The 21892-nt window shown below is 63.9% G+C and carries 21 protein-coding genes; 14 read left to right on the plus strand and 7 right to left on the minus strand.

The window, feature by feature from the left end; all coding sequences use genetic code 11:
- The first annotated feature begins 10 nt into the window (after nucleotides 1-10).
- The 4 genes from AUC70_RS04780 (at nucleotide 11) to AUC70_RS04795 (ending at nucleotide 3145) form a co-directional block, all read left to right on the plus strand.
- Nucleotides 11-1825: a sensor histidine kinase gene (locus AUC70_RS04780; protein ID WP_069443813.1), complete on the plus strand. Its 1815-nt coding sequence runs from the start codon at nucleotides 11-13 to the stop codon at nucleotides 1823-1825.
- A gap of 16 nt (nucleotides 1826-1841) precedes the next feature.
- On the plus strand, nucleotides 1842-2339 hold the full coding sequence (locus tag AUC70_RS04785) for an HPr kinase/phosphorylase (protein ID WP_069443814.1): 498 nt from the start codon (nucleotides 1842-1844) through the stop codon (nucleotides 2337-2339).
- An 86-nt stretch (nucleotides 2340-2425) separates the two neighbouring features.
- Entirely contained in the window at nucleotides 2426-2827 is a 402-nt protein-coding gene (locus AUC70_RS04790) for a PTS sugar transporter subunit IIA (RefSeq protein ID WP_045364320.1), read from the plus strand.
- Entirely contained in the window at nucleotides 2828-3145 is a 318-nt protein-coding gene (locus AUC70_RS04795) for an HPr family phosphocarrier protein (RefSeq protein WP_069443815.1), read from the plus strand.
- A gap of 42 nt (nucleotides 3146-3187) precedes the next feature.
- On the opposite strand, the gene AUC70_RS04800 is transcribed toward AUC70_RS04795, so the two are convergent.
- A complete protein-coding gene (locus tag AUC70_RS04800; RefSeq protein ID WP_342021961.1) occupies nucleotides 3188-3577 on the minus strand; it encodes a cytochrome b/b6 domain-containing protein in 390 nt (129 codons plus the stop codon).
- A 411-nt stretch (nucleotides 3578-3988) separates the two neighbouring features.
- Between AUC70_RS04800 and ahcY the strand changes: the two genes are divergently transcribed.
- Entirely contained in the window at nucleotides 3989-5377 is a 1389-nt protein-coding gene (ahcY, locus tag AUC70_RS04805) for an adenosylhomocysteinase (RefSeq protein WP_069443816.1), read from the plus strand.
- A gap of 78 nt (nucleotides 5378-5455) precedes the next feature.
- On the opposite strand, the gene AUC70_RS04810 is transcribed toward ahcY, so the two are convergent.
- Nucleotides 5456-7954 carry an arylsulfatase gene (locus AUC70_RS04810; RefSeq protein ID WP_069444145.1) on the minus strand — a complete coding sequence of 833 codons (2499 nt, stop codon included), beginning with the start codon at nucleotides 7952-7954 and terminating at the stop codon, nucleotides 5456-5458.
- Between the two features lie 188 nt (nucleotides 7955-8142).
- Here AUC70_RS04810 and AUC70_RS04815 point away from each other — a divergent pair, with 188 nt between their 5' ends.
- Complete coding sequence (locus AUC70_RS04815) at nucleotides 8143-8859, plus strand: outer membrane protein (RefSeq protein WP_069443817.1); 717 nt, start codon at nucleotides 8143-8145, stop codon at nucleotides 8857-8859.
- 239 nt (nucleotides 8860-9098) lie between these two features.
- Nucleotides 9099-9494, plus strand: a complete 396-nt coding sequence (locus AUC70_RS04820; RefSeq protein ID WP_069443818.1) for a phage holin family protein — start codon at nucleotides 9099-9101, stop codon at nucleotides 9492-9494.
- Between the two features lie 246 nt (nucleotides 9495-9740).
- Here AUC70_RS04820 and AUC70_RS04825 read toward each other — a convergent pair whose 3' ends face one another.
- From AUC70_RS04825 to AUC70_RS04845, 5 genes are all read right to left on the minus strand, one after another.
- Nucleotides 9741-10973 (minus strand): HlyD family secretion protein, encoded by a 1233-nt coding sequence (locus tag AUC70_RS04825; RefSeq protein WP_069443819.1) that lies wholly within the window; start codon nucleotides 10971-10973, stop codon nucleotides 9741-9743.
- 3 nt (nucleotides 10974-10976) lie between these two features.
- On the minus strand, nucleotides 10977-11528 hold the full coding sequence (locus tag AUC70_RS04830) for a hypothetical protein (protein ID WP_069443820.1): 552 nt from the start codon (nucleotides 11526-11528) through the stop codon (nucleotides 10977-10979).
- Nucleotides 11529-11660: 132 nt separating this feature from the next.
- Nucleotides 11661-12695, minus strand: coding sequence for a zinc-binding dehydrogenase (locus tag AUC70_RS04835; protein WP_193427306.1), 1035 nt, complete (start codon nucleotides 12693-12695; stop codon nucleotides 11661-11663).
- A 99-nt stretch (nucleotides 12696-12794) separates the two neighbouring features.
- Entirely contained in the window at nucleotides 12795-13037 is a 243-nt protein-coding gene (locus AUC70_RS04840; protein ID WP_069443821.1) for a tautomerase family protein, read from the minus strand.
- Nucleotides 13038-13442, minus strand: coding sequence for a (R)-mandelonitrile lyase (locus AUC70_RS04845; protein ID WP_069444147.1), 405 nt, complete (start codon nucleotides 13440-13442; stop codon nucleotides 13038-13040).
- A gap of 403 nt (nucleotides 13443-13845) precedes the next feature.
- Here AUC70_RS04845 and AUC70_RS04850 point away from each other — a divergent pair, with 403 nt between their 5' ends.
- The 7 genes from AUC70_RS04850 to tsaE all read left to right on the plus strand — a co-directional run bounded on the left by AUC70_RS04850 (nucleotide 13846) and on the right by tsaE (nucleotide 21892).
- Nucleotides 13846-14190: a hypothetical protein gene (locus AUC70_RS04850; protein ID WP_141701956.1), complete on the plus strand. Its 345-nt coding sequence runs from the start codon at nucleotides 13846-13848 to the stop codon at nucleotides 14188-14190.
- Nucleotides 14191-14320: 130 nt separating this feature from the next.
- Nucleotides 14321-14662 (plus strand): c-type cytochrome, encoded by a 342-nt coding sequence (locus tag AUC70_RS04855; RefSeq protein ID WP_141701957.1) that lies wholly within the window; start codon nucleotides 14321-14323, stop codon nucleotides 14660-14662.
- 143 nt (nucleotides 14663-14805) lie between these two features.
- Nucleotides 14806-15120, plus strand: coding sequence for an EthD family reductase (locus AUC70_RS04860; protein WP_069443824.1), 315 nt, complete (start codon nucleotides 14806-14808; stop codon nucleotides 15118-15120).
- Between the two features lie 375 nt (nucleotides 15121-15495).
- Nucleotides 15496-16851, plus strand: coding sequence for a porin (locus AUC70_RS04865; protein WP_206599313.1), 1356 nt, complete (start codon nucleotides 15496-15498; stop codon nucleotides 16849-16851).
- Between the two features lie 33 nt (nucleotides 16852-16884).
- Nucleotides 16885-18624, plus strand: coding sequence for an outer membrane beta-barrel protein (locus AUC70_RS04870; protein ID WP_083241262.1), 1740 nt, complete (start codon nucleotides 16885-16887; stop codon nucleotides 18622-18624).
- 227 nt (nucleotides 18625-18851) lie between these two features.
- A complete protein-coding gene (locus AUC70_RS04875; protein ID WP_069443825.1) occupies nucleotides 18852-21092 on the plus strand; it encodes a PAS-domain containing protein in 2241 nt (746 codons plus the stop codon).
- Complete coding sequence (tsaE, locus tag AUC70_RS18300; protein WP_083241263.1) at nucleotides 21089-21892, plus strand: tRNA (adenosine(37)-N6)-threonylcarbamoyltransferase complex ATPase subunit type 1 TsaE; 804 nt, start codon at nucleotides 21089-21091, stop codon at nucleotides 21890-21892. The genes AUC70_RS04875 and tsaE overlap by 4 nt, the downstream gene beginning before the upstream one ends.

Here is a 21892-nt window from a genome sequence, read left to right on the forward strand (position 1 = left end):
GGCGGCACCAATGACCGCCGAGGCCGAAAGGTCCTGGCAGCCGGACTCCGGAACGTGGCGCGCCCGCGCCATGCGCGTGGGCCGTGCCGGTCTCTATTGGGTCCGCCGCGCCACGCGCTGGCTCGGGCAGCACCGTCCGTTCCGTCACGGCTTCTCGAGCCTCACCCGCCGGATCGTCGTGCTGAATCTCATCGGCCTTGCGATCCTCGTCTCGGGCATTCTGTATCTCAACGACCTGCGCGCCGCGTTGATCGGCGCCGAGGTCCAGAGCCTTCAGACGCAAGGCGAGATCATCGCCCGCGCTATCGCCGCATCGGCAGGCGTCGATGCCGGCGAGTCCGACGTCGACCCGGAGACGATCCTGGAACGGGAAATGGGCGATGCCGCCTTCTCCGAGAGCGACACGCTTCCCAACGCGCTCGGATTCACGATCGATCCCGAGCGCGCCGCACCGATCCTGCGCCCGCTGGTGAAACCGACGGGCAGCCGCGCGCGCATCTACGATCGCGACGGTGCACTGATCCTCGATTCCGACACGTTCTATTCGCGCGGCGAGGTGCTGCGCTACGACCTGCCGCCGCCGGAAACGAGCGAACCCGACGCGCTGACAACGTTCTGGAACGCGGTGGCCAATCAGTTCCAGCCGCTGGACCTGCCGGTCTATACGGAGATCGGAACCGTGAACGGGAAAGCCTACCCAGAGGTCGAAGCCGCGCTAACGGGCACGTCCGTTCCCATCGTCCGCAAGAACGAGAAGGGTGAGATCGTCGTCTCCGTTGCCGTTCCCGTCGAACGCATGCGGTCGGTGCTCGGTGTGCTTTTGTTTTCGACCCGGGGCGGCGATATCGACAAGGTCGTTGCCGCGGAACGCTGGCGCATCTTCCGCGTCGCGCTGTTCGCCGCGGCTGTGACGGTCGTCCTGTCTCTCATTCTTGCGAACACGATCGCCGGTCCCATGCAGCGCCTGGCGGTCGCGGCAGAGCGCGTGCGGCACAGCGTCAAGGCGCGCGCGGAGATCCCGGACTTCACGGACCGTTCCGACGAGATCGGCCATCTATCCGGCGCGCTCAGAGACATGACGGCAGCGCTCTACAACCGGATCGACGCGATCGAGAGTTTCGCCGCCGACGTCGCGCACGAACTGAAGAATCCTCTCACGTCGCTGCGCAGCGCGACCGAGACTCTGCCCGTGGTTAGGGACCAGGAATCGCGCACGCGCTTGATGGAAATCATCCAGCACGACGTGAAGCGGCTCGACCGTTTGATCAGCGACATCTCCGATGCCTCGCGTCTCGACGCGGAACTGGCCCGCGAGGATGCGGGGCCTGTCGACATGGACGACCTTCTGCGTGCAACCGTGTCGCTTTACAACGACATCCACCTCGACGAGCTGCCCGAAGTTTCGTTGGAGATCGAGCATGCGCCCGGGACCTACCCGTATCGCGTCTTCGGTCACGACAGCCGGCTGCACCAGGTGATGGTGAACCTGATCGAGAACGCGATCTCCTTCTCGCCGCCGCGAGGCCGCGTGACCATCACGGCGCGGCGGCGTGGGACCAATATCGAAATCCTGATCGAAGACGAGGGCCCGGGAATCCCGCCGGAGAATCTGGAGCGCATTTTCGAGCGCTTCTACACGGATCGGCCCCACGAGACGTTCGGCCAAAATTCCGGCCTCGGTCTCAACATCTCGCGCCAGATCATCGCGGCCCATGGCGGACGGCTCTACGCTGAGAACCGGCCGGCGCCGGGAGGCGAAGCCGGGGCGGCGGGCGTAAAGCGCAGCGGCGGTGCGCGCTTCGTCATCCGCCTTGCAGCGACGTAGCAGTTTCAGAGAAGCGATGACGCGCGATCCTGTCCGCGACGATGATCGAGAGACCGTTCACGGCACCTGCGTCGCACTGGGGACGGATGCCGTCTTGCTGCGCGGTGACTCGGGAACCGGCAAGTCCGACCTGGCCTTACGCTTTCTGGCCCTGCCGGTCAGCGAAGCGGGACAGCCGGCCCTCGTTGCCGACGATCAAGTTTGTTTGACGGCCACGGACGACGGCCTAGTGGCGAGCCCCCCGCCAACTCTCGCGGGGCTCATTGAAGTGCGCGGGCTCGGAATTCAGACTGTCTCCTTTGCAGGTTCGGCGCGGCTGGTTGTCGTGTGCGATCTCGTGGCCGCACAGGATGTTCCCCGCATGCCCCCGGACCCCTGGGACCGGACCGTGCTGGCGGGAAGCGAGCTTCCTGTGCTCAAATTGGCGCCATTCGAGGCATCCGCGCCGTTGAAGCTTAGACTGGCGATCGTCGCCGCCACGGCGCACTTGCGCGGCGTGAACATTCGGGTTTAGGAAGGCGCGGATCAGACTTGCACAGTCCCCGTCCGCCTGAAGAAGATAGTGGCCCATAGCGGGGCGGCATTCATCCCAGAGGTAACATGATCGGCGTCGTCATCGTGACCCACGGTAATCTGGCTTGCGAGTTCCGGGCAGCATTGGAGCATGTCGTCGGTCCTCAGGAGCAAGTCGAAACGATTTCGATCGGACCGGACGACGATCTCGATGCGCGGCGCGCGGACATGCTCGCGGCGCTCGCCAAGGTCGATTCCGGCGACGGCGTTGTCGTCCTCACCGACATGTTCGGAGGCTCGCCGTCGAACCTTGCGATCTCGGCGATGGAAAAACCCGACGTCGAGGTCGTAGCCGGCGTCAACCTGCCGATGCTCGTGAAGCTGGCGAGCGTGCGCGGCGAATGCGGCCTCGAGGAAGCGATCACCCAGGCGCAGGAGGCCGGCCGCAAATATATCAGTGTCGCCAGCCAGATCCTCGCGGCGCACTAGATGGGCAGCACGAAGGCCCGTATCGAACTCTCGGACCCCGCCAACGGGGCCTACGCGGCCAACGTCCTCATCCCGAACAAGAAGGGGCTCCACGCCCGCGCCTCGGCGCAGTTCGTGCGGACCGCCGGTGACTACAAGGCGAATGTCCAGGTCAGCCGAGACGGGCAGACGGTCGGCGGTACCTCGATCATGGGTCTCATGATGCTCGCGGCCGGGCAAGGCGACTTCATCCATATCGAGGCGAGCGGTGAGAGCGCGAAGGCCGCCATCCAGGCCCTCGTGGCCCTGGTCGAGGACGGCTTCGGCGAAGAGGACTAGCAGCCCTTTCCTGAAGGTGGCGGGCAGCCTTGCAGGGCTTCGCTATTCCGCGCGCTTCTTGCCGGTCACCATCGACCGGGCGAGATTCTCACGATGCGCAAAGCTCGCAAACAAGACGGCTGAGATGTGAACGAGGATGAGCGCGAGCGTGACGTTCGCCAGCACCTCGTGCACTTCTTCGAACTGCTCGGCTGTCTGCTTGGTGACCATACCGGCAAGCGGACCTGCGTTCTCCTCACCCCCATACACGATCAGGCCGGCGATGCCGGTGAGGGCAAGCATCACGATGAGCGCCACGATCATGTAGCCGCCCGCCGGGCTGTGCCCGAGATAGCGCTTGCCGTGCATCCGGAGCAGGTCTCGCACATAGGCGAACGCCGTCGACGGCGCATACAGGAAGTCGGTGAAGCGCGCGTGCTTGGAGCCCGACAAACCCCCAGATCACGCGGGCAATCAGCATCGCGGCGATCACGTAACCGGCCCACACATGGACGACGTGCGGATCCTCGACCAAGTAGGCGACGACGAAAGCAAGAACCACAGTCCAATGGAAAAAGCGGACGAAAGGATCCCAAACCACCACTTCCGTCCTGGAAGAAGCCTCGATCTCGTTCCCCATGGTCTCATTCCTCAATAGATCCGCTGGCAATTTGCCATCCAGCAGGGACAACAAAAATGACGCAGATTAAAGGGACCTGAAACGGCGGCGCGGCAAATTTGCGCCCGGAAACCGCGCACCCCCATCTTGACTCCCCCACCCGCCTATAACATATAAGGACTTCTTTATATCTTTATGCAGCCACGTTGCGAGACGCAACAGGCAGGACGCAAAGGCAGGACGGCATGAACTATCACGTCAAGGACATCGGGCTCTCCAATTGGGGCCGCAAGGAAATCGCCATCGCGGAGACCGAAATGCCGGGCCTGATGGCCGTGCGCGAGGAATATGGCAGCGAGCAGCCCCTGAAGGGCGCCCGGATCGCCGGTTGCCTCCATATGACCATCCAGACCGCCGTGCTGATCGAGAGCCTGCAGGCGCTCGGCGCCGAGGTCCGCTGGGCCTCCTGCAACATCTTCTCCACACAAGACCATGCGGCCGCCGCCATCGCCGCGACGGGCACGCCGGTCTTCGCCGTCAAGGGCGAGACCTTGGAAGAGTATTGGGACTATGTGGACCGCATCCTGGAATGGCCGGGCGGCGAGACCTGTAACCTGATCCTCGACGACGGCGGCGACGCCACCATGATGGTGATCCTCGGCGCGCAGGCCGAAACCGACCCCTCCGTGCTCGACAATCCGGGCAACGAAGAGGAAGAAGCCTTCTTCGCCACGATCAAGAAGCGCCTCGCGCGCGATCCCGGCTTCTACTCCAAGGTTCGCGACAATCTCAAAGGCGTCTCCGAAGAGACCACGACCGGCGTCCACCGCCTCTACGAGATGCAGAAGAAGGGCACGCTCCCCTTCCCCGCCATCAACGTGAACGACAGCGTCACCAAGTCGAAGTTCGACAATCTCTACGGCTGCCGCGAGAGCCTGCCCGACGGCATCAAGCGTGCCACGGACGTGATGCTGGCCGGCAAATATGCCGTGGTCGCCGGCTATGGCGACGTGGGCAAGGGTTGCGCCGAGAGCCTGAAGAGCCAGGGTGCCCGCGTGGCCATCACCGAGATCGATCCGATCTGCGCGCTTCAGGCCGCCATGGAAGGCTACGAAGTCACCACCATGGAAGCCGCCGCGCCCCGCGGCGACATCTTCGTCACCACGACCGGCAACAAGGACGTCATCACCGTCGACCACATGCGCGAGATGCACGACCGGGCCATCGTCTGCAATATCGGCCATTTCGACTCGGAGATTCAGGTCGCCGCGCTGAAGAACTTCAAGTGGCACAACGTGAAGCCGCAAGTTGACGAGGTTGAGTTCCCGGACGGCAAGCGCATCATCCTCCTGGCCGAAGGACGCCTCGTGAATCTCGCTGCGGCCACGGGCCATCCGAGCTTCGTGATGAGCGCCTCCTTTACGAACCAAGTGCTGGCGCAGATCGAGCTGTGGCAGTACTCGGACAAATACGAGAACAAGGTCTATGTGCTGCCGAAGCATCTCGACGAGAAGGTCGCGCAGCTTCATCTCGCGAAGCTCGGCGCGCAGCTGACGAAGCTCAACGACGAGCAGGCAGCCTATATCGGCGTGAGCGTCGACGGCCCGTACAAGCCGGAGCACTACCGCTACTAGCAGCTTGGTTGCTTCCAAGAAAAAAGGCGCTCCGACAGGAGCGCCTTTTTTGCGGGCGGGTGAGTCTGCAGGACCGCCCTAGTTCGCGTCCGCAGCTGACTTCTGCGCCGCCTCCAGTTTCTTCACGTCATCCGCCGTCAGCTCGGGCTGGTCCAGCGATATGGTCAGCTTGTCGAGCTTGGCGGTGAGCGCAAACGGGACCTGATAGTCGGCGTCGTCCACCGGTGTGCCCGTGTCGGCTCCGATGTCGAACGTCTCGTCCCATTGCAGGATCAGCGGCACCGTGCGTTCCACACGGTGTTCGGCGACCACTTTGCCGTCGACCGTCAGCGTGCCTGTTCCGCCCTTGCCGATACCGCTCATGTTGTCGAACGCCAGCGTACCCAGACCGAGCCCGTCATACTTGAAGTCGAACGAGATCGTGTGTTTGCCGGGGCTCAGCGCCTCCGAGGCCTCCCAGCGCGGGCGTTCCAGATCGAGCAGGTTCCACAGGAAGACTGGCTTGCCCTTCAGCAGATAAAAGCCGTAACCGCCGAAGCGCCCGCCATTGGTGTGGATCATGCCCTCGCCGCCGCCTTCCGGCACATCCACCTCGGCCGTGACGGTGTATGAAGTGTTCAGCAGGCTCGGCGCATCGCCGTGCGGAATGCCGGTGACCGTCTCGCCCGAATAGGTGAACTCCTTCCGTCCGGCGGTCACGTTGGGACGCGGCGCCACTAGACGTGTCGCGACCGAGGCGTCGAGCGGCAACGCATTGTACTTCTGCAGTTCCGCCCACAGCCGCTCCTTCATATCCCGCAGCTTCTCGGGATACTTGTCCGCGACGTTGTCGTTCTGCGTCCAATCCTCGGTCACGTGGTAGAGCTGCCACTCGTACGCGTTGGCCGGGTCGTCGATGGTCGGGCCAAGCAGAACCCATGGCGGCCGCGTGGGAACCGTGCTCAGCATCCAGCCGTCGTGGTAGAGGCCGCGCACGCCCATCATCTCGAAATACTGCGTCTTGTGATGCGAGGGCGCCTTCGCATTCGCCTTGTCGAAGGTGTAGGCGAGGCTGACCCCATCCATAGGCTTCTGCGCGACACCGTCGACCATGCGCGGAGCCGGAATGCCCGTGACCTCAAGCAATGTCGGCACGATGTCGATCACGTGGCCGAACTGTTCGCGGATGCCGCCGAGATCGGTGATGTGCCCGGGCCACGAGACGGCCATGCCTTGGCGCGTGCCGCCGAAGAAGGCAGGGATCTGCTTGGTCCACTTGAAGGGCGTATCGAAGGCCCAGGTCCAGGCGACCGCCATGTGGGGATAGGTCTCGTCCGTGCCCCAGGCGTCGTACCACTTCATCTGCTTGTCGACCGGAAGCTCGATGCCGTTGAACTGCATCACCTCGCTCGGCGTGCCATTGGGAGAGCCTTCGGCGCTCGAGCCATTGTCGCCACTGATATAGATGATCAGCGTGTCGTCGAGCTTGCCGAGATCGTCGACGGCCTGGATGACGCGTCCGATCTCATGATCGGTGTAGGCGAGATAGGCCGCATAGACGTTCGCCTGGCGGATATAGAGCTTCTTGTCCTCGTCGGAGAGCGTGTCCCATTTGCGCAGGAGCTTCTCGGGCCAGGGCGTCAGCTTCGCATCTTGCGGGATCACGCCGAGCCTTTTCTGATTGGCGAAGATCGTCTCGCGCAACTTGTTCCAACCGCCGTCGAACAGATGCATGTCGGTGATCTTCTCGATCCACTCCGGCGTCGGATGGTGCGGGGCGTGCGTCCCGCCCGGCACGTAGTGCAGCAGGAACGGCATGGACGGATCGATGTCGTTGAGCTGGTTCAGCCAGTGGATGGCGTCGTCCGCCATGGCCGTGGTCAGGTTCCACTTCGGATTGCCCACATAAGGGTAGATGGCCGTCGTGTTGCGGAACAGGTTCGGCTGCCACTGGCTCGTGTCGCCGCCGACAAAGCCGTAGAAGTACTCAAAGCCCATGCCCGTGGGCCATTGATTGAACGGGCCCGCTTGGCTCGCCACCCAATCGGGCGTGTTGTGGTCCTTGCCGAACCACGAGGTCCGGTAGCCGTTCTCGAGCAAGATGCGCCCGATGGTGGCGTTCTCCGGACCGATAAGGCTGTTGTAGCCGGGAAAACCCGTCGACTGCTCCGTGATCACGCCGAACCCGACCGCATGATGGTTGCGTCCGGTGATCAGCGCCGCGCGCGTCGGCGAACACAGCGACGTGGAATGGAAGTTCGTATAGCGCAAGCCCGCATTCGCGATCCGGTCGAGCGCCGGTGTCGGAATCACCCCGCCGAACGTGCTCGGCGCCGCGAAGCCCACGTCGTCGGTCATGATGAGCAGAATGTTGGGCGCACCCTTGGGCGGCACGATCCGGGCCGGCCAGTAGGGCTTCGATTGGGACGCGTTGAGATTGATCTCGCCGCCGAAGGGCGCGGGCGGGTTCGGCAGGTAGTTCCCGTCGATCGTGGACTTGTAGGTCGGTGACCCTGGCGCGGGGGCGTTCTCGGCAGCCTGCGCGACGCCCCCGACAAGCGGCGGGAGGATGCTGAAGGCCACGATCCCTGCGCACATGCAGGCGGCGGCCGCCTTGCGCCCAAACGGTATCATCATGTCTTCCTTCCGAATTTGCCTAGGGCTCTGCCGATGCACCCTATCCGCAACTTCCCGGCGAAACTTGCCATTCGGTGCCGTCTTGCGCGGATCGCGCCCGGCGGCAGGACTTGCGCTATACTGGCCCCTCATCGACGGGGGCCGATGGCATGCGCACAGTCCTATTTGCTTTTCTGATCCTGACCGCTCTTAGCGGACAAGCCCGCGCGGGCGGCATGCTCGTCGAGCGCGCGGATGCCTCGCCCGCGCAATGGACCGGCTGCTACGGCGGCGGCCATCTCGGCGGGGCCTGGGGCACCAGCGACAAATGGATCCCGCGAACGCCGGGCGGCGCCTTCGAAGGCGTGTCGCTGGGCGGCCACGACACAGACGGCTTCATCGGCGGCGTGCAGGCGGGCTGCGACGTTCAGCTTTCGAACGGCATCGTGCTCGGCATCGGCGGCGACTATGGCTGGACGGACGCGGACGGCACGCACCCCTCCGCCCGCGAAACGGGCGTGTTCTACCACAGCAAAACCGAAGGGCTCGGCGCGCTCACCGGACGCCTCGGCTATGGCTTCGGCGACGTGCTTCTCTACGCGGAAGGCGGCATGGCCTGGGAGCGCGTCTCGTATGCGGCTGCGACCACGCAGATCGGCACTGCCTACCGCGCCACCGACACACGCGATGGTTGGACCATCGGCGGCGGTGGCGAATACGCGCTTACGAAACACCTCTCCGTCTTCGTCGAATACGCCCATTACGACTTCGGCACCGAGCGCATCACGCTCGACCCGCAATACAGCTTCCTGCCGACGGCTTTCGTGGACATCGACGACACCGCGAATGTCGTCCGTACCGGGATCAATCTGCGGTTTGGACCCTAGAGAGACCGGCGGCTAGTTGTCCGTGGTTGCCCCAAGCGGACATTCGAGGCGCCTGGGTCAGGCAACCGTGTCACACATTAGCGCTCGGCCCGGTCAACTTGACCCGGTATACTTGCCGATACCGCCGACAAGCGGGGGGCGCCTCATTTTGTGAGCCGACCTCGGAGTAGCTCGGCCCCATCTTGCCTGTCCGCCGTTGGGGCCGCGTACAGGCCAAGCGCACGCGGAGGAAATCAACGATGATGCGTCTATTGGCAACGATCCTGCTGGAACTGGCCGCCAATGCCGTTGGCCTGATCGTAGCGGCGTGGATTCTTCCCGGATTCTCGATCAACGTGATTGGCTTTCTCGTCGTCCTTGCGATTTTCACAGTGGTGAAGTTCATCGCGGGGCCGCTGATGATGAAACTGTCGCTCCAGTACGTGCGGCAGCTAAGTGGCGGTGTGGCCCTGGTGACGACGTTTGTTGGCCTATTCCTGACGACCCTTTTCACGAATGGGCTGACGATCACCGGACTATCGACTTGGGTGATTGCAACGCTCATCGTGTGGCTGTTTGGGGTCTTGGCGGCGATCATCCTGCCGATGTTCTTGTTCAAGAGCCTGCTATCCGAAACAAGGGACAGCAGCTCCTAGGATCCTTGCTGACCAGCAAGCTGAGACCTGGGCCAGCTCTGTTGGTACCGCGCGCGCGCCGACGACTACCAGCAGAGAGCCGTATCCAAGCTGGACGGCGAACTGATCAGGTCCATATGGAACCGGTCATCGATCCCCCGTACGGTTTCCTGCCGACGGCCTTTGTGGACATCGACGACACCGCGAATGTCGTCCGTGCGGGGATCAATCTGCGGTTTGGCCTGGGGCCGTAGCGCAAGTAGAGAATCAACCGCCGAAGATGACGGCGCGGATCGGCAGCATCAGGGCTTGGGCACGGATGACAATGGCGTTGGCGATGCCCATGCCGTCCACGACCCGCATCAGGAGCGCGCGGCCGCCCGTGATCTTGCCTTCGTCGATCGCGCGGGCGTGACTGGTGTAGGCGACACCGTTGCAGACACTCCCGCGCGGCAGTGCGCCGGCCTGACTACCTTCGAAGACCGGCTCGAGAAACGTCAGAATCGTGCCGGGCCGGGCGCGCTCCTCCACATCAAGGAGCTGGTCGCTGGGCCGAACCTGGCCGCCCGCAATGACGTCCTGCACGTCGGTGATGACCATGGGAATGACGGTCAGCGGTTTGGAGGAGCAGGTGATCTCGGTGATCATGCCCACATGTAGCACTTGGGCAGAGATCTGCCCGAACGTGGCGAGGACCACGGGGCCTTCGGACGACGTCGGCACCAAGATCCCCGCAGGCCGGAGGACCGGACTGACAATGTCGCCCCGCCTCAGGACGAATTGCTTCACCGTGCCGTCCGTGCCGGCGAACACGGTCGCCTTTTCGATTTCCGTCTCCGCCTCCGCGAGGGCGGCTTCGGCACTCGCGCGCTGTGCGGGCAGGCTGGCCGAGATCTGCGACTCGACCACGTCGCGTTGCGCCCGCGCGGCTTTCAGCGCGCCTTCGCGGCTCTCGGCCGCCGCGCCGAGGCGCACGAGTTCTTGCGCCGAGACGACACTTGGATTGCGCTCATACAGCTCTTCCCGGCGCTTCAGTTCGTCCTGCGCCTGCCGCAACGCGCCTTCCGCGACGACGATGTTGCCCTTGGCGACGCTGAGTTCGGACTGGGCTTGCGTCATGGCCGCGTCGACCTCGGCGATCCGGCGGCGTGCCGTCTCGGCCGCCGCGCGCTGCCGGCTCGTATCGAGGCTGAAGATCCGGTCGCCCGCCTTCACCTCCTGATTGTTGGTGACATACACCTCTTCGACCCGGCCCGGCCGATCGGAAATGATCGAGACGGTGCGGAAACCGACGATGACGTTCGAGGCGATCGGGTGGAAGTAGAAGATGACGGTAACGAGCGTGGTGGTCAGGACGGCGCACGCGGTGATGCCCCAACGCAGCTCGTACCAGAAATTATACAGCGTGATTTCTTCGCCAAAGCGCTTGCCCTGGCCGTATCGCCGATAGAGATAGTCGGGCAGGATCGTAACGAGGAAGCTGAATATGAGCTCAATCATGGATCAGGTCTTTGTCTCGCTACTCTTAGACAGCGCCTTCGCCATATCCTTCAGCGGCGTCACGAAGTCGGGGAACCGAATGGAGGCCAAGACCAGACCGGCGACCCAGTAGATGTTGTTGAAGGTGAACAGCGAAATGAGGCCGAGGATGCCAACGATCTGAAGCTGCACCTTCGTGGCGCCCCGCGCCAGGCGGTCGGGCCAAGCTTGAATTCGGAAGTACAGAAGGCCGAGGCCTAAGACGACGAGCACCAATGAAAGGGCCACCGCGACAAGCAGCCCGTCCGTGTGCCCCGGCGCCGTGATGAAGAACGGCAGGTCGTTGGCCGATGCGTTTCCGTTCACCGTAGTCATCTCGGCCGACCCCACATCGCCACCGCCACCCAGCAAAAGGATCAACAGGACAAGTACGATCCAGGCTATCAACCCCCAGCGCAGTTCGTACCAGAAATTATGCAGCGTGATCTCTTTGCCTGGCCGCTTTCCCTGGCCGTAGCGCCTGTAGATATAGTCAGGGAGGATCGTGACGAGCGCGCTGATGAGGAACGGCATCATGGATCACTCCTTGGTTGGATAGGCGGTGGCCGGACCAGGCTAGAGACTGGGACAATACCGCCAAAATCCAAGGCCGTCAGCGTCGCCAAACCGGCGTGGAGGAAGGCATCGCCACATGCGCGGTCCAGAACGTTACGGCCGGACCATCACCTTCAGCGCCTTGCGGTCGTTCATGGCGCGATAGCCGTCGGGAACGCCGTCGAGATCGACGGTCCGATCGAAAACGCGCCCCGGCTCGATGCGGCCTTCCATGATGTCCGGCAGCAGTTCGTCGATATAGGCGCGCACGGGCGCGGGCCCGCCGGCAACGCTGACGTTCTGATAGAAGGTCGCCTGCGCGGCCGGGATCGTGTCGTAATGCGGGACACCGACGCGGCCGATGCCGCCGCCGGGGCGAACGATGGCGGTGGACGTGCCGATGGACTGCCCGGTGCCGACACATTCGAGCACAGCGTGCGCGCCGAACCCGCCGGTCAGCGCGCGGACGCGCTCGTTTGCTTCCTCACCCCGTTCTCTCACCACGTCGGTGGCGCCGAGTTCCCTTGCGAGCGCGATGCGATCCTCGTGGCGGCCCATGATGATGATCTGCTCGGCCCCGAGCCGCTTCGCCGCGATGACGCCGCAAAGGCCAACGGCGCCGTCGCCGATGACGGCCACGCTGTCGCCGGGCGCCACGCGGGCCGCCCGTGCCGCGTGATGGCCGGTGCCCATGACATCGGCGAGCGTAAGAAGCGAGGGCATCAGCGCATCGTCCTCGCCGACCGGCAATGGGTAGAGCGTGCCGTCAGCATACGGAATACACAGCGCCTCGGCCTGCGCGCCGCCGATCTCGGTGCCCTGGCCGAAGAAGCCGCCGTGAACACAGGACGTCTGCAGCCCGTCGCCGCAGAACATGCAAGTGCCGTCGGAATAGGCGAACGGCATGACGACGACCTGGCCCTGCTTCACGGTGCGAACATCGCTGCCCACCGCTTCGACCACGCCGATGGCCTCATGGCCCATTTGCTGGCCGCTCACATTCGGTCCGTCGTTATAGGGCCAGAGGTCGCTGCCGCAGATGCAGGCGCGGGCCACGCGAATGAGCGCGTCGGTGGGATTGTGGAGCGTGGCGTCGGGAACGTCCGCGATCTGCACATCGTGTGCCTTGTACATGACGGTTGCGCGCATGGTCTTAGCCTTTCAAGTGGGGGGCGTGCGCCGCGGGACGGGCGCTGCGATGGTTGTTAGCGGAAAAGGACGGCCCTTCTGTGGTGAATTCGGACGATCCTACGACCGGTTCGGCCGCGGCCCGTAGCCGGGCTCCTTGGTCAGCGTGTCCCATTTGTTCAGGATATCAGGCTCGAAAACCTGCTCCGTCCAATCGTCCGAGGCGACCTCTTCGAAACCGACGGAGACGGACTGGGGACCGCTGCCGAGGATACCCGTCACCTCGCGCACGATCGCTTCGGTGAGCTGCGTCTTCTGCTCCTCGCTCTTACCGGGCCAAAGCTTCACGACGACATGCGGCATCTATTGCGTCCCTCCCAGATAGTCCTCGTCGGCGACCTTCTCCATCCAGGTGACGTTGTTGCCGTCGAGGGCTTCCTGGATCGCGATATGGGTCATCCCGGTGGTCGCCGTCGCGCCATGCCAGTGTTTCTCGCCCGGCGGAAACCAGATCACGTCGCCGGGGTGGATGTCCTGACGCGGTCCGCCTTCCGTCTGGACCCAGCCGGCACCTACGGTCACGATCAAGGTCTGCCCGAGCGGATGGGTGTGCCACGCGGTGCGCGCACCGGGCTCGAACGTCACCACGGCGCCGGTAACCCGGGCCGGGTCCTCCCGCTGAAAGGCCGAGCCGATCCGCACCTCGCCGGTGAACCAATCGGCAGGGCCCTCGACAGAGGGCTGCGTCCCATTGCGAACGATGTCCATGATCTTCGCTCCTTCCTGCGCGGCGGCGGCGATTTTGCCGTCACCGGGCGTGTCTCCGCCTTGGTCGACTACGCCCATTGCGGGCACTGCGCTACCCGCATCACCGTCGCACCCTGGGAGGGCTTTGTGCAGGCGGCTTTCATCCACGTTGGGCCATACCATCTTCATCAACGTCGCTTACCCAAAACCACGCGAAAACGCCGAGGCTCCGTTTTTTTGTCTGCTACTGTCCGCCTCAGGCGGAAAGGTATTTGAGGGAGCTGCTCTTGGAAGGCTCAGACGTGAAAGGGTCGGACTTGGAGTTGTTAAGTGAACCGGGCACTGTCGCGATCGAGGGCGCTTTGAGATGACCGGATTTGGAACCCTAGGCGCGACGCTAGTCCTTGCTTGCGTCGGCTATTACTTGCCGCACGGTGCGGGAGAAAAGATCTTTGCGGAGCTAACCGCCGCCGTCCACCACAACCCCGATATTGGCCGGGACGACATCCTTTTTTCGCTGGTGCGCGGCATAGAGGAGGACGCCACGGAGGAAAGCGACAGTCTCGCGCCGCCCCTGCCGGAAGCGTATATCACGACGCGGGGCAAGACGTGGCAGGTACGAAGCGTTGATGGCGAACGCGACATCGGTTTTATCGAGGAGCGCCCGGTACCCGACAGGCTGCCGCCCGAATACACGCGCTTTATCAAATTGCGGGGCTCCTACGGGCTGTTCCAAGGCTCTTGCAAAGAAGGTCAAAACAGCAGGTGATAGCCTAAGGGCATTCTCTTGGGCCCTAGTCCAGAGGCACGGGATGTGAAACGGCGGTAAGTCGCCTGACGCATGATTGCGGGTAGCTGCTATGGTCGGCCTTGCTTCCGACGAGCTCATGGAGGGTCGAATGAAACTCGCGCTATTGAGTTCTGCAATCTTGCTCTTGGTCTCCACCGGCCTCAGTGCGGAGCCGCTCGAGACGGGCGATCCCCAAGAGGGATTCGTGTACGCCAAAGAAGTCTGCGCCAATTGTCATGCGATTCTTCCCGACCAGAGCTCTCCCGTTCGAGAGGCTCCGACTTTCGATGACATCGCCGATCGGTCTGGCGGTTCCGCAAAGGCAGTCATTCAGCGAATCAAGGCCGAACATCCCATGATGCCGAACATTCCAATTGGTCCTGAGGAATTGAATGACCTGGCGGCCTACATCGTGGACTTGGACACGCCTGCGGCGCCAGGCCATCCTTAGCGTCCAAGCGGACGTTCGCGTTCGAACGAGAGACGCGACACTGCGCGCGCAGGCATTTGTCCCTTACTCTCGACACACTCTCGTGGCCGTCCTACACACTCAAACCTTACACAATCATCCGACCATTCGAGGAGAGCACGCGCATGATCAAGGTCAGCGTTTTTTACCCCAATGAAGCCGGGGCAAGATTTGACCACGAATACTACGCCCAGAAGCACATGCCGATGGTGGCGGAGAAGATGGGCGATGCCTGCCTGCGCTATACGGTCGACAAGGGTATCGCAGGCGGCGCGCCCGAGAGCGATGCGCCCTTCGTCGGCATGTGTCACATCTACTGCGACTCGGTCGAGAGCTTCCAGGGCGCTTTCGGCCCGCATGCCGACGAGATCATGGGGGACATTCCGAACTACACCGATCTCGCGCCCATGATCCAGATCAGCGACGTCGTCGTCGACTGATCCGGTTCTCCGACTCCCCGATGCTCACGCTGCCTGACGGGTCCTGGTGGGCATCGTACGCAATGATCACCTGACTCGTCATGCTCGGGTACGCGCTCAAGCAGCGAAGCGATAGCGCAAGCTAAACGTCCCGAGCATCCACTAGGGAGTTCGCGTTGTTGGGCGTGGCCCAAATGGATTGCCGGAACAAGTCCGGCAATGACGAAGGACCGAGAGACCGCCCAGCCCTGGTCAGGGTGCCGCCCCGTGTGACATGCTCATGCGAAGGGTCGCCGCGTCCATTGCCGAGAGTGAACGGGTGCGGCTGGATCGTAACCGCCACACGCGCTTTTGGAAGGGGCGCCCGCTGCCATGAAGGCCGCTGTCCCATGCAGGATGTCCCGTGCCACTCCGCTGCGGCTGTTCGCGGTCGGGATCTCCCTCGGGTTGGGAACATTGCCGCTGCAGGCGCAGGAGGTCTACGAGGGCGCTTCCGCGCCGGTCGAAGATCCGGGCACGGGCCCCGTGCCCGAAGGCGCTGCCGAATCGCAAATCCAAATCGACGATCCGCTCGCCGGCAATCCGGACGCGGGCGATCCCGAGATCGACGATCCGTATGACGTTGTCGACGAGGGTTGGGAGCCGCTGAAGATCGGGCCCGTGCGCATCGGCGGCGCGTTCCGCGTCAACTACATCTACAAGGACTGGGACGACGCCTATGACTGGCCGGGGGAACTGGCCTTCGACACCGCGCGGGTCAATCTCGATCTGGACGAGGAGGCGAGCCCGATCATCGGCTCCTTCGAATACCGCTACTACCAGGACAAATTCGCGGACGGCCACGACTACTCAATGATCCATCACGCGTGGATCGGGCGGAAGTTCGGCGAGACGCGCGAAGTTCAGGCCGGCGTGACCAAGGTGCCGTTCGGCATCCTGCCTTACGCCTCGCACAATTGGTTCTTCCAGCTGCCCTATTATCTCGGGCTCGAAGACGACTACGATCTCGGTGTCAAATACATCGCCGACGATTCGCCTTGGAACATTCAGCTCGCCTATTTCCCGAAGGACGAGGGGAATTATTTCGGCGATAGCGGCGACAGCGCGCGCTACTCCTACGATCTCGTGCGCGAGGGCACGAACGGCAATGCCGAGCGCAACCAGTTCAACGGACGGCTGGCCTACACGATCGATCACCGGGAGGGATACGCCACGGAGATCGGCGTGTCGCTCATGGCCGGGGAAGTCGACAACAGCAATCCTCTTGGCGGCGACGGCAGCCGCTACGCGGTCGCGGCTCATCTCGTCGGAAACTACGACCGCTGGAACGTGATGCTTCAGGCGCTGCATTACGACTATGACGTCGACAACGATCCGAACCGTGACGCGAGTCCGGACGGAAGCTTCGTCGTCTTTGGCGCCTACGACGCGGAGTACTACGTGGCGTCGGTGGCGTCCGTGTACACCGCGGGGGTCGCCTATACGCTTCCGGTCGACTGGCAACGCGTGAAGTCGCTCACGTTCTACAACGACTTCAGCCTGATGGCGAAGCAGGAGAGTGGTTTCAAGAACAGCCTGCAGAACGTGGTGGGCTGCGCCGTGGATGCCGATCCGCTCTACATCTATATCGACCTCGCCATGGGCAAGAACCAGCCCTGGCTCGGTGGCGACTGGACCACCGCGCTGGCCGACGGCGGGCTGGACAACGATTGGCACGCCCGCTTCAACATCAATGTCGGGCTCTATTTCTGAGCCTCCCGGTCGCTCGATGGCCTCGCAACGGCGATGCGAATCAGCGCACAGTTGAGCCTTCGAACATGCGGAGGGGCGGCGCATGGTTTCGCGCTTCAGGACACGCGGTTTACTAGCCACGCTGACGGCTGTCTCGATGGCGGTTTGCACGCCAGCCGTGGCCGGGGAAGCGCCCGCCGACGGAAGCGTCCCCGATGGGTCCTACGACTGGCGCGGCTTCTATGCCGGCGCGCATCTCGCGGCGGACTCGCCCTTGCCGACGTGGGCGATCCCTATGGCGGTTCGATCTTCGGCAACACGGTGCGCACTCCCGGAACGGTCGCCGGTGGACAGGTCGGCTACAATTGGCAGCACGATGCGGCGGTGTTCGGGATCGAGGCCGATGCGAGCTGGGCCGATCTCGGCGGCACCAACACCTGCTTCGCCTATAGCGGCTATTTCATCAGTTCGAACTGCCGGGCCGGGATCGACGCGCTCGGCACGCTGACCGGGCGCTTGGGCTACATACTCCCCTCGGACGGCAAGACGCTCCTGTTCGGCAAGGCCGGCCTTGCCTGGGTCACCGGCGACCTCCAAGCCATACCCAATGGCGGCCTCCAAGTGCCCGGCACGGCGGAAAGCGGTACGGAGTGGGGCTGGACAGTCGGCGGGGGCGTGGAGCGCGCCTTGTCGCCGCGCTGGACGGTGAAGGCGGAGTACGGCTTCCTCGCCTTCGATCAAGGCTTCGTAGGCCCTAGCAGCCGCGTTCAACCGAGGCCGCCGCAGCCCGGCTTCGACGCGGCCGCGCCCGCGCGAACGGACCTCTCCCAGGACGTCCACCTAATCAAGCTTGGCGTGAACTACCGGTTGGGACCTGCGGCGGAGATGGGAGCGGTGGCTTCCGGCGACGGCGCGAGCACGCCGGGCACACTTGCACGAGACACCATGGCGCCGGGCTACGCACTGACCACGGGTGCCCGCTACGTCTATGGTTGGGGTCAGTTCCACAAGGATCTCGGCATCCAGAACCAGGGCCTCGGCTCGCTCGGCTCCCGGCTCACTTACGAGAATACCGACACGCACGGCGGCGAGGCCTTCGCGCGGCTCGACACGCCGTTCGGGCTGGTGGTGAAGGGGCTGGTCGGCGGCGGCAGCAGCGGCGGCGCGTTGAACGATGAAGACTGGGATCTGGAATTCGGTCCCAACGAAGTGCCCTACTCGAACACGCTGTCGAGCGTCGACAATGACATCCGCTACGGCATCGTCGATGTCGGTTACGCGCTGTGGCGCGGCCCGGCCCATTCGATCACTCCGTTCGTCGGCTACGCCCACTTCGAACAGGACATGACCGGGCTCGGCTGCCGCCAGATCGCCAACCGCTATTCGGACTGCAACCCCGCCTTCGCCCGCTCCGTGCGCGGTATTACGGAGGACGACACGTGGCAGGCGCTGCGGCTCGGCGCAGCAGCCGAAGCGCAAATTGCTCCGCGTGTGAGCCTTGTGGCCGACGCCGCCTATCTTCCTTACGTGGCCTTCGACGGCACGGACGATCACATCCTGCGCAATCTCGTATCGCCGGAGGACGGCGAGGGCATCGGCGTGCAACTCGAAGCGACGTTGTCCTATGCGCTCACGGACGCGTTCAGCATCGGTGTCGGCGGGCGCTATTGGGCCATGTGGACGACACAGGGCACGGTGAACTTCGGCGGCACCGGCACGATCATTCCCATGCGCTACGCGGCCGAGCAGGCGCAACTCCTCGTCCAGGGCTCTTATCGATTCGGCGGCCCTTAAACGCCATTCCTTGGGCCTTCAGCCTGTGGGCAAGAGTCCGCGAAGCAGGTACTCTCAAAGTGATTCGTCCTTGCGGCTGGCGTCCGCCAGCTCGGTTTCGCGTCCAAAATGCGGCACGTTTCAGACGCGTTCGGTTTTAGTACCGCAAGGGCACCATCATACGCAGCGCAGATGGCGCGGCCGACACACGTTCGGCAACCCATCGGCGGCGTGGAGCGAGGGGGACCATGCGGACCAGCACAGGGGAGGCGACGCCTGCATCAAGGTGGCCTACGGCGCTGTCCCGCGTTCTCGCCTATTCCGTCCCGGCGTGGCTGCTCTGCAGCACTGGCGCGGTCGCGGCGGACGGTAGCTTTCTCGAACCCGGGATACTGCTCAAGCTCGGCATCGATCTCGGCATCATCGCCTTTTCGGTCGGCATGGTCATCGCGTGCCTGCGCGCCATCAAACGGGCGCGGCTGCGCGAGGCGACCGCCGCCGAGGAAGCCGAACGGCTGGCTCTGAGCGAGAACACGCTGGAGACGGTGCTCGCCGCCGAGCCGCAGGCACTACTGACTCTCGGCGAAACAGCAACGCCTGAGCTGTTGGTGTCCAACCTGCCGGGCAGCTTCGGCGTACCTCGCGACGCATCCCTGCTCCTCGCCTTCGAGCAATGGCTCGACGGCGACTCGGCAGCCGATCTCGAATCCGCGATGAAGGAACTCGCCGCACACGGCGAACCGTTCAATCTGATGCTCCGCACCAAACGCGGACGCTATGTGGAAGCGGACGGACGGACCGCCGGGCACACCCTGGTTCTGAAGGTCCGCGATATCGCGGGGCAGCGTCTCGAACTGGCCGAGCTTTCGGCGAAGCACAAGGAGCTTGAGGCGCAGGTCGCCGCGCTGCGCTTGCTGCTGGACGAGGCCAAGCAGAATGAGCGCGACAACGCTGAGGCGCGCGCGCTGCTCGATACGCATTTCCGGAGCTTCGACCGCTTGGCGACGGCCTTCGCCGTGTTCGACTCCACGCAGAGGCTCGCGCATTACAACCAAGCCTATGTCGACCTCTGGCAACTCGATGCCGACTGGCTCGAAACGCGGCCGCGCGACGGCGAGATCCTCGATCGCCTGCGCCAGGCCCGACGGCTCGAAGAACGCGCCGAGTACCGTGTCTGGAAGCAGGACTGGCTCTCGACTTACGGCAGCGGCAACCAGACCGAAGACCGCTGGCATCTGCCCGACGGCCGCATGTTGCATGTGATCGCAGACTCGAACAGCGATGGCGGCGTGACGTATCTGTACGAGAACGTCACCGAACACATCGCCTTGGAGAGCCGCTACAACGCTCTGACCCAAGTGCAACGCGAGACTCTCGATACGCTGCGCGAAGGCGTCGCGGTGTTCGGCTCCGATGGGCGTCTGCGTCTCTACAACAGCGCGTTCGCCGCCATCTGGTGTCTGACGCCGAAGCTCCTCGATGCCGAACCGCATGTGGACGAAGTCACGGCATGGTGCAGCCTGCTGTACAACGAGCCGGACGAGTGGGACCGGACCCGGGCAATCGTCACTTCCATCGTCGCCGAGCGGCGCCCCTATGACAGCCAGTTCGACCGGCCGGACGGCACGGTGTTGTCCTTCGCCGCGCTGCCCCTGCCCGACGGCGGTACGCTGCTGACCTATTCGGACATCACCGATTCCAAACGCGCCGAACGCGCGCTGATCGAAAAGAACGAGGCGCTCGAGACGACCGATCGTCTCAAGAGCGATTTCGTTTCGCACGTGTCATACGAATTGCGGACGCCGCTCAACAGCATGCTTGGCTTCGCCCAGATGCTCGCCGAGCCCGCCTTCGGTCCCTTGACCGACAAGCAGCGCGAATATGTCGACGACATTCTCTCCTCGGGCACGACGCTACGCGCTATCGTGGACGACATCCTGGATTTGGCCACGATCGATGCGGGATCGTTGCGGCTGCAGCTCGCCCCGGTGCGCGTGTCGGCCATCATCGACGCGGCAAGGCATGGCGTCGAAGAACGCTTGAAACAGAACGAAGTCCAGCTGGATATCGAGATCGAGGACGGGGTCGACGAGGTTGTCGCCGATGCTAGCCGTGTCACCCAGATCCTCTATAATCTGCTCTCGAACGCTATCGGCTTCTCCGAGCCGAATTCCGTGGCGCGGCTGACCTGCCGTCGCGACGGCCCGATGTTGGCCTTCTCCGTAGAGGATGAGGGTCCGGGAATACCAGAGGACTTCCAAGACACCGTGTTCGACCGTTTCGAAAGCCGTACGCAGGGCTCCCGCCACCGCGGCGCGGGCCTCGGACTTTCCATCGTCAAGAGCCTGACCGAACTCCACGGGGGCACGGTCTCGCTCGAAAGCGCGCCTGACCGGGGCACCCGGCTCACGGTGCTGCTCCCGCTCACGCAGGACCTGGAAACGCCCGAAATGGAAGCGGGCCCCATGCGGGCCACACACGCCGGATGACCGAAGTCTGGCGGCTTGACGGTGTCGATCTGGACCGTCTCGACCGCCTTGCAAGCCGGATCGCGCTGACCCTCAAGACTGGCGACGTGGTGACGCTTTCGGGGCCTCTCGGCGCCGGCAAGACGACGCTGGCGCGAACGTTGGTCGGCCATTTCGACCGGGGCAGCGAGGTGCCGAGCCCGACATTCGCGCTGATCCAGCGCTACGAGACACCCCGTTTGACCCTGAGCCATTGCGACTTCTATCGGCTCGACGACGGCGAGCTGGAGGAGCTTGGCCTCGACGATGCGCTTGTCGATGGCGCCCTGCTGATCGAGTGGCCGGAGCGGGCCCAAGGCTGGCTGCCCCAAGACCGGCTTGAGATCGTTTTCGAGGAGACGGGCGCGCCCGAGACCCGCGCGCTGGTACTGACCGGCCATGGCGATTGGGCCGGAAGACTGCAGCGTCTCCAAGCCATGGCGGGCTTTCTGGAAGGAACCGCCTTCGCCGAGGCCGACGCGCTCTACCTGCAAGGGGATGCGTCGGCGCGCGGCTATGCCCGACTCGTGCTGCCGGACAGGCGGGCGGTACTCATGAATTCGCCACGGCAGCCGGACGGCCCACCGATCCGCGACGGCAAGCCCTACAGTGCTCTCGTGCACCTGGCCGAGGACGTGAAACCTTTCGTTGCCGCGGCCGAGGCCTTGCGGGCGCGCGGCTTTTCGGCGCCCGAGATCCAGCCTTCGATCTCGACAGGGGATTCATCGTGCTGGAGGATTTCGGCGACGCGGTCTTCAAGACGGCCATGGAGCGCGGGCTGA

This window comes from Methyloceanibacter stevinii (assembly GCF_001723355.1).
GTDB lineage: Bacteria > Pseudomonadota > Alphaproteobacteria > Rhizobiales > Methyloligellaceae > Methyloceanibacter > Methyloceanibacter stevinii.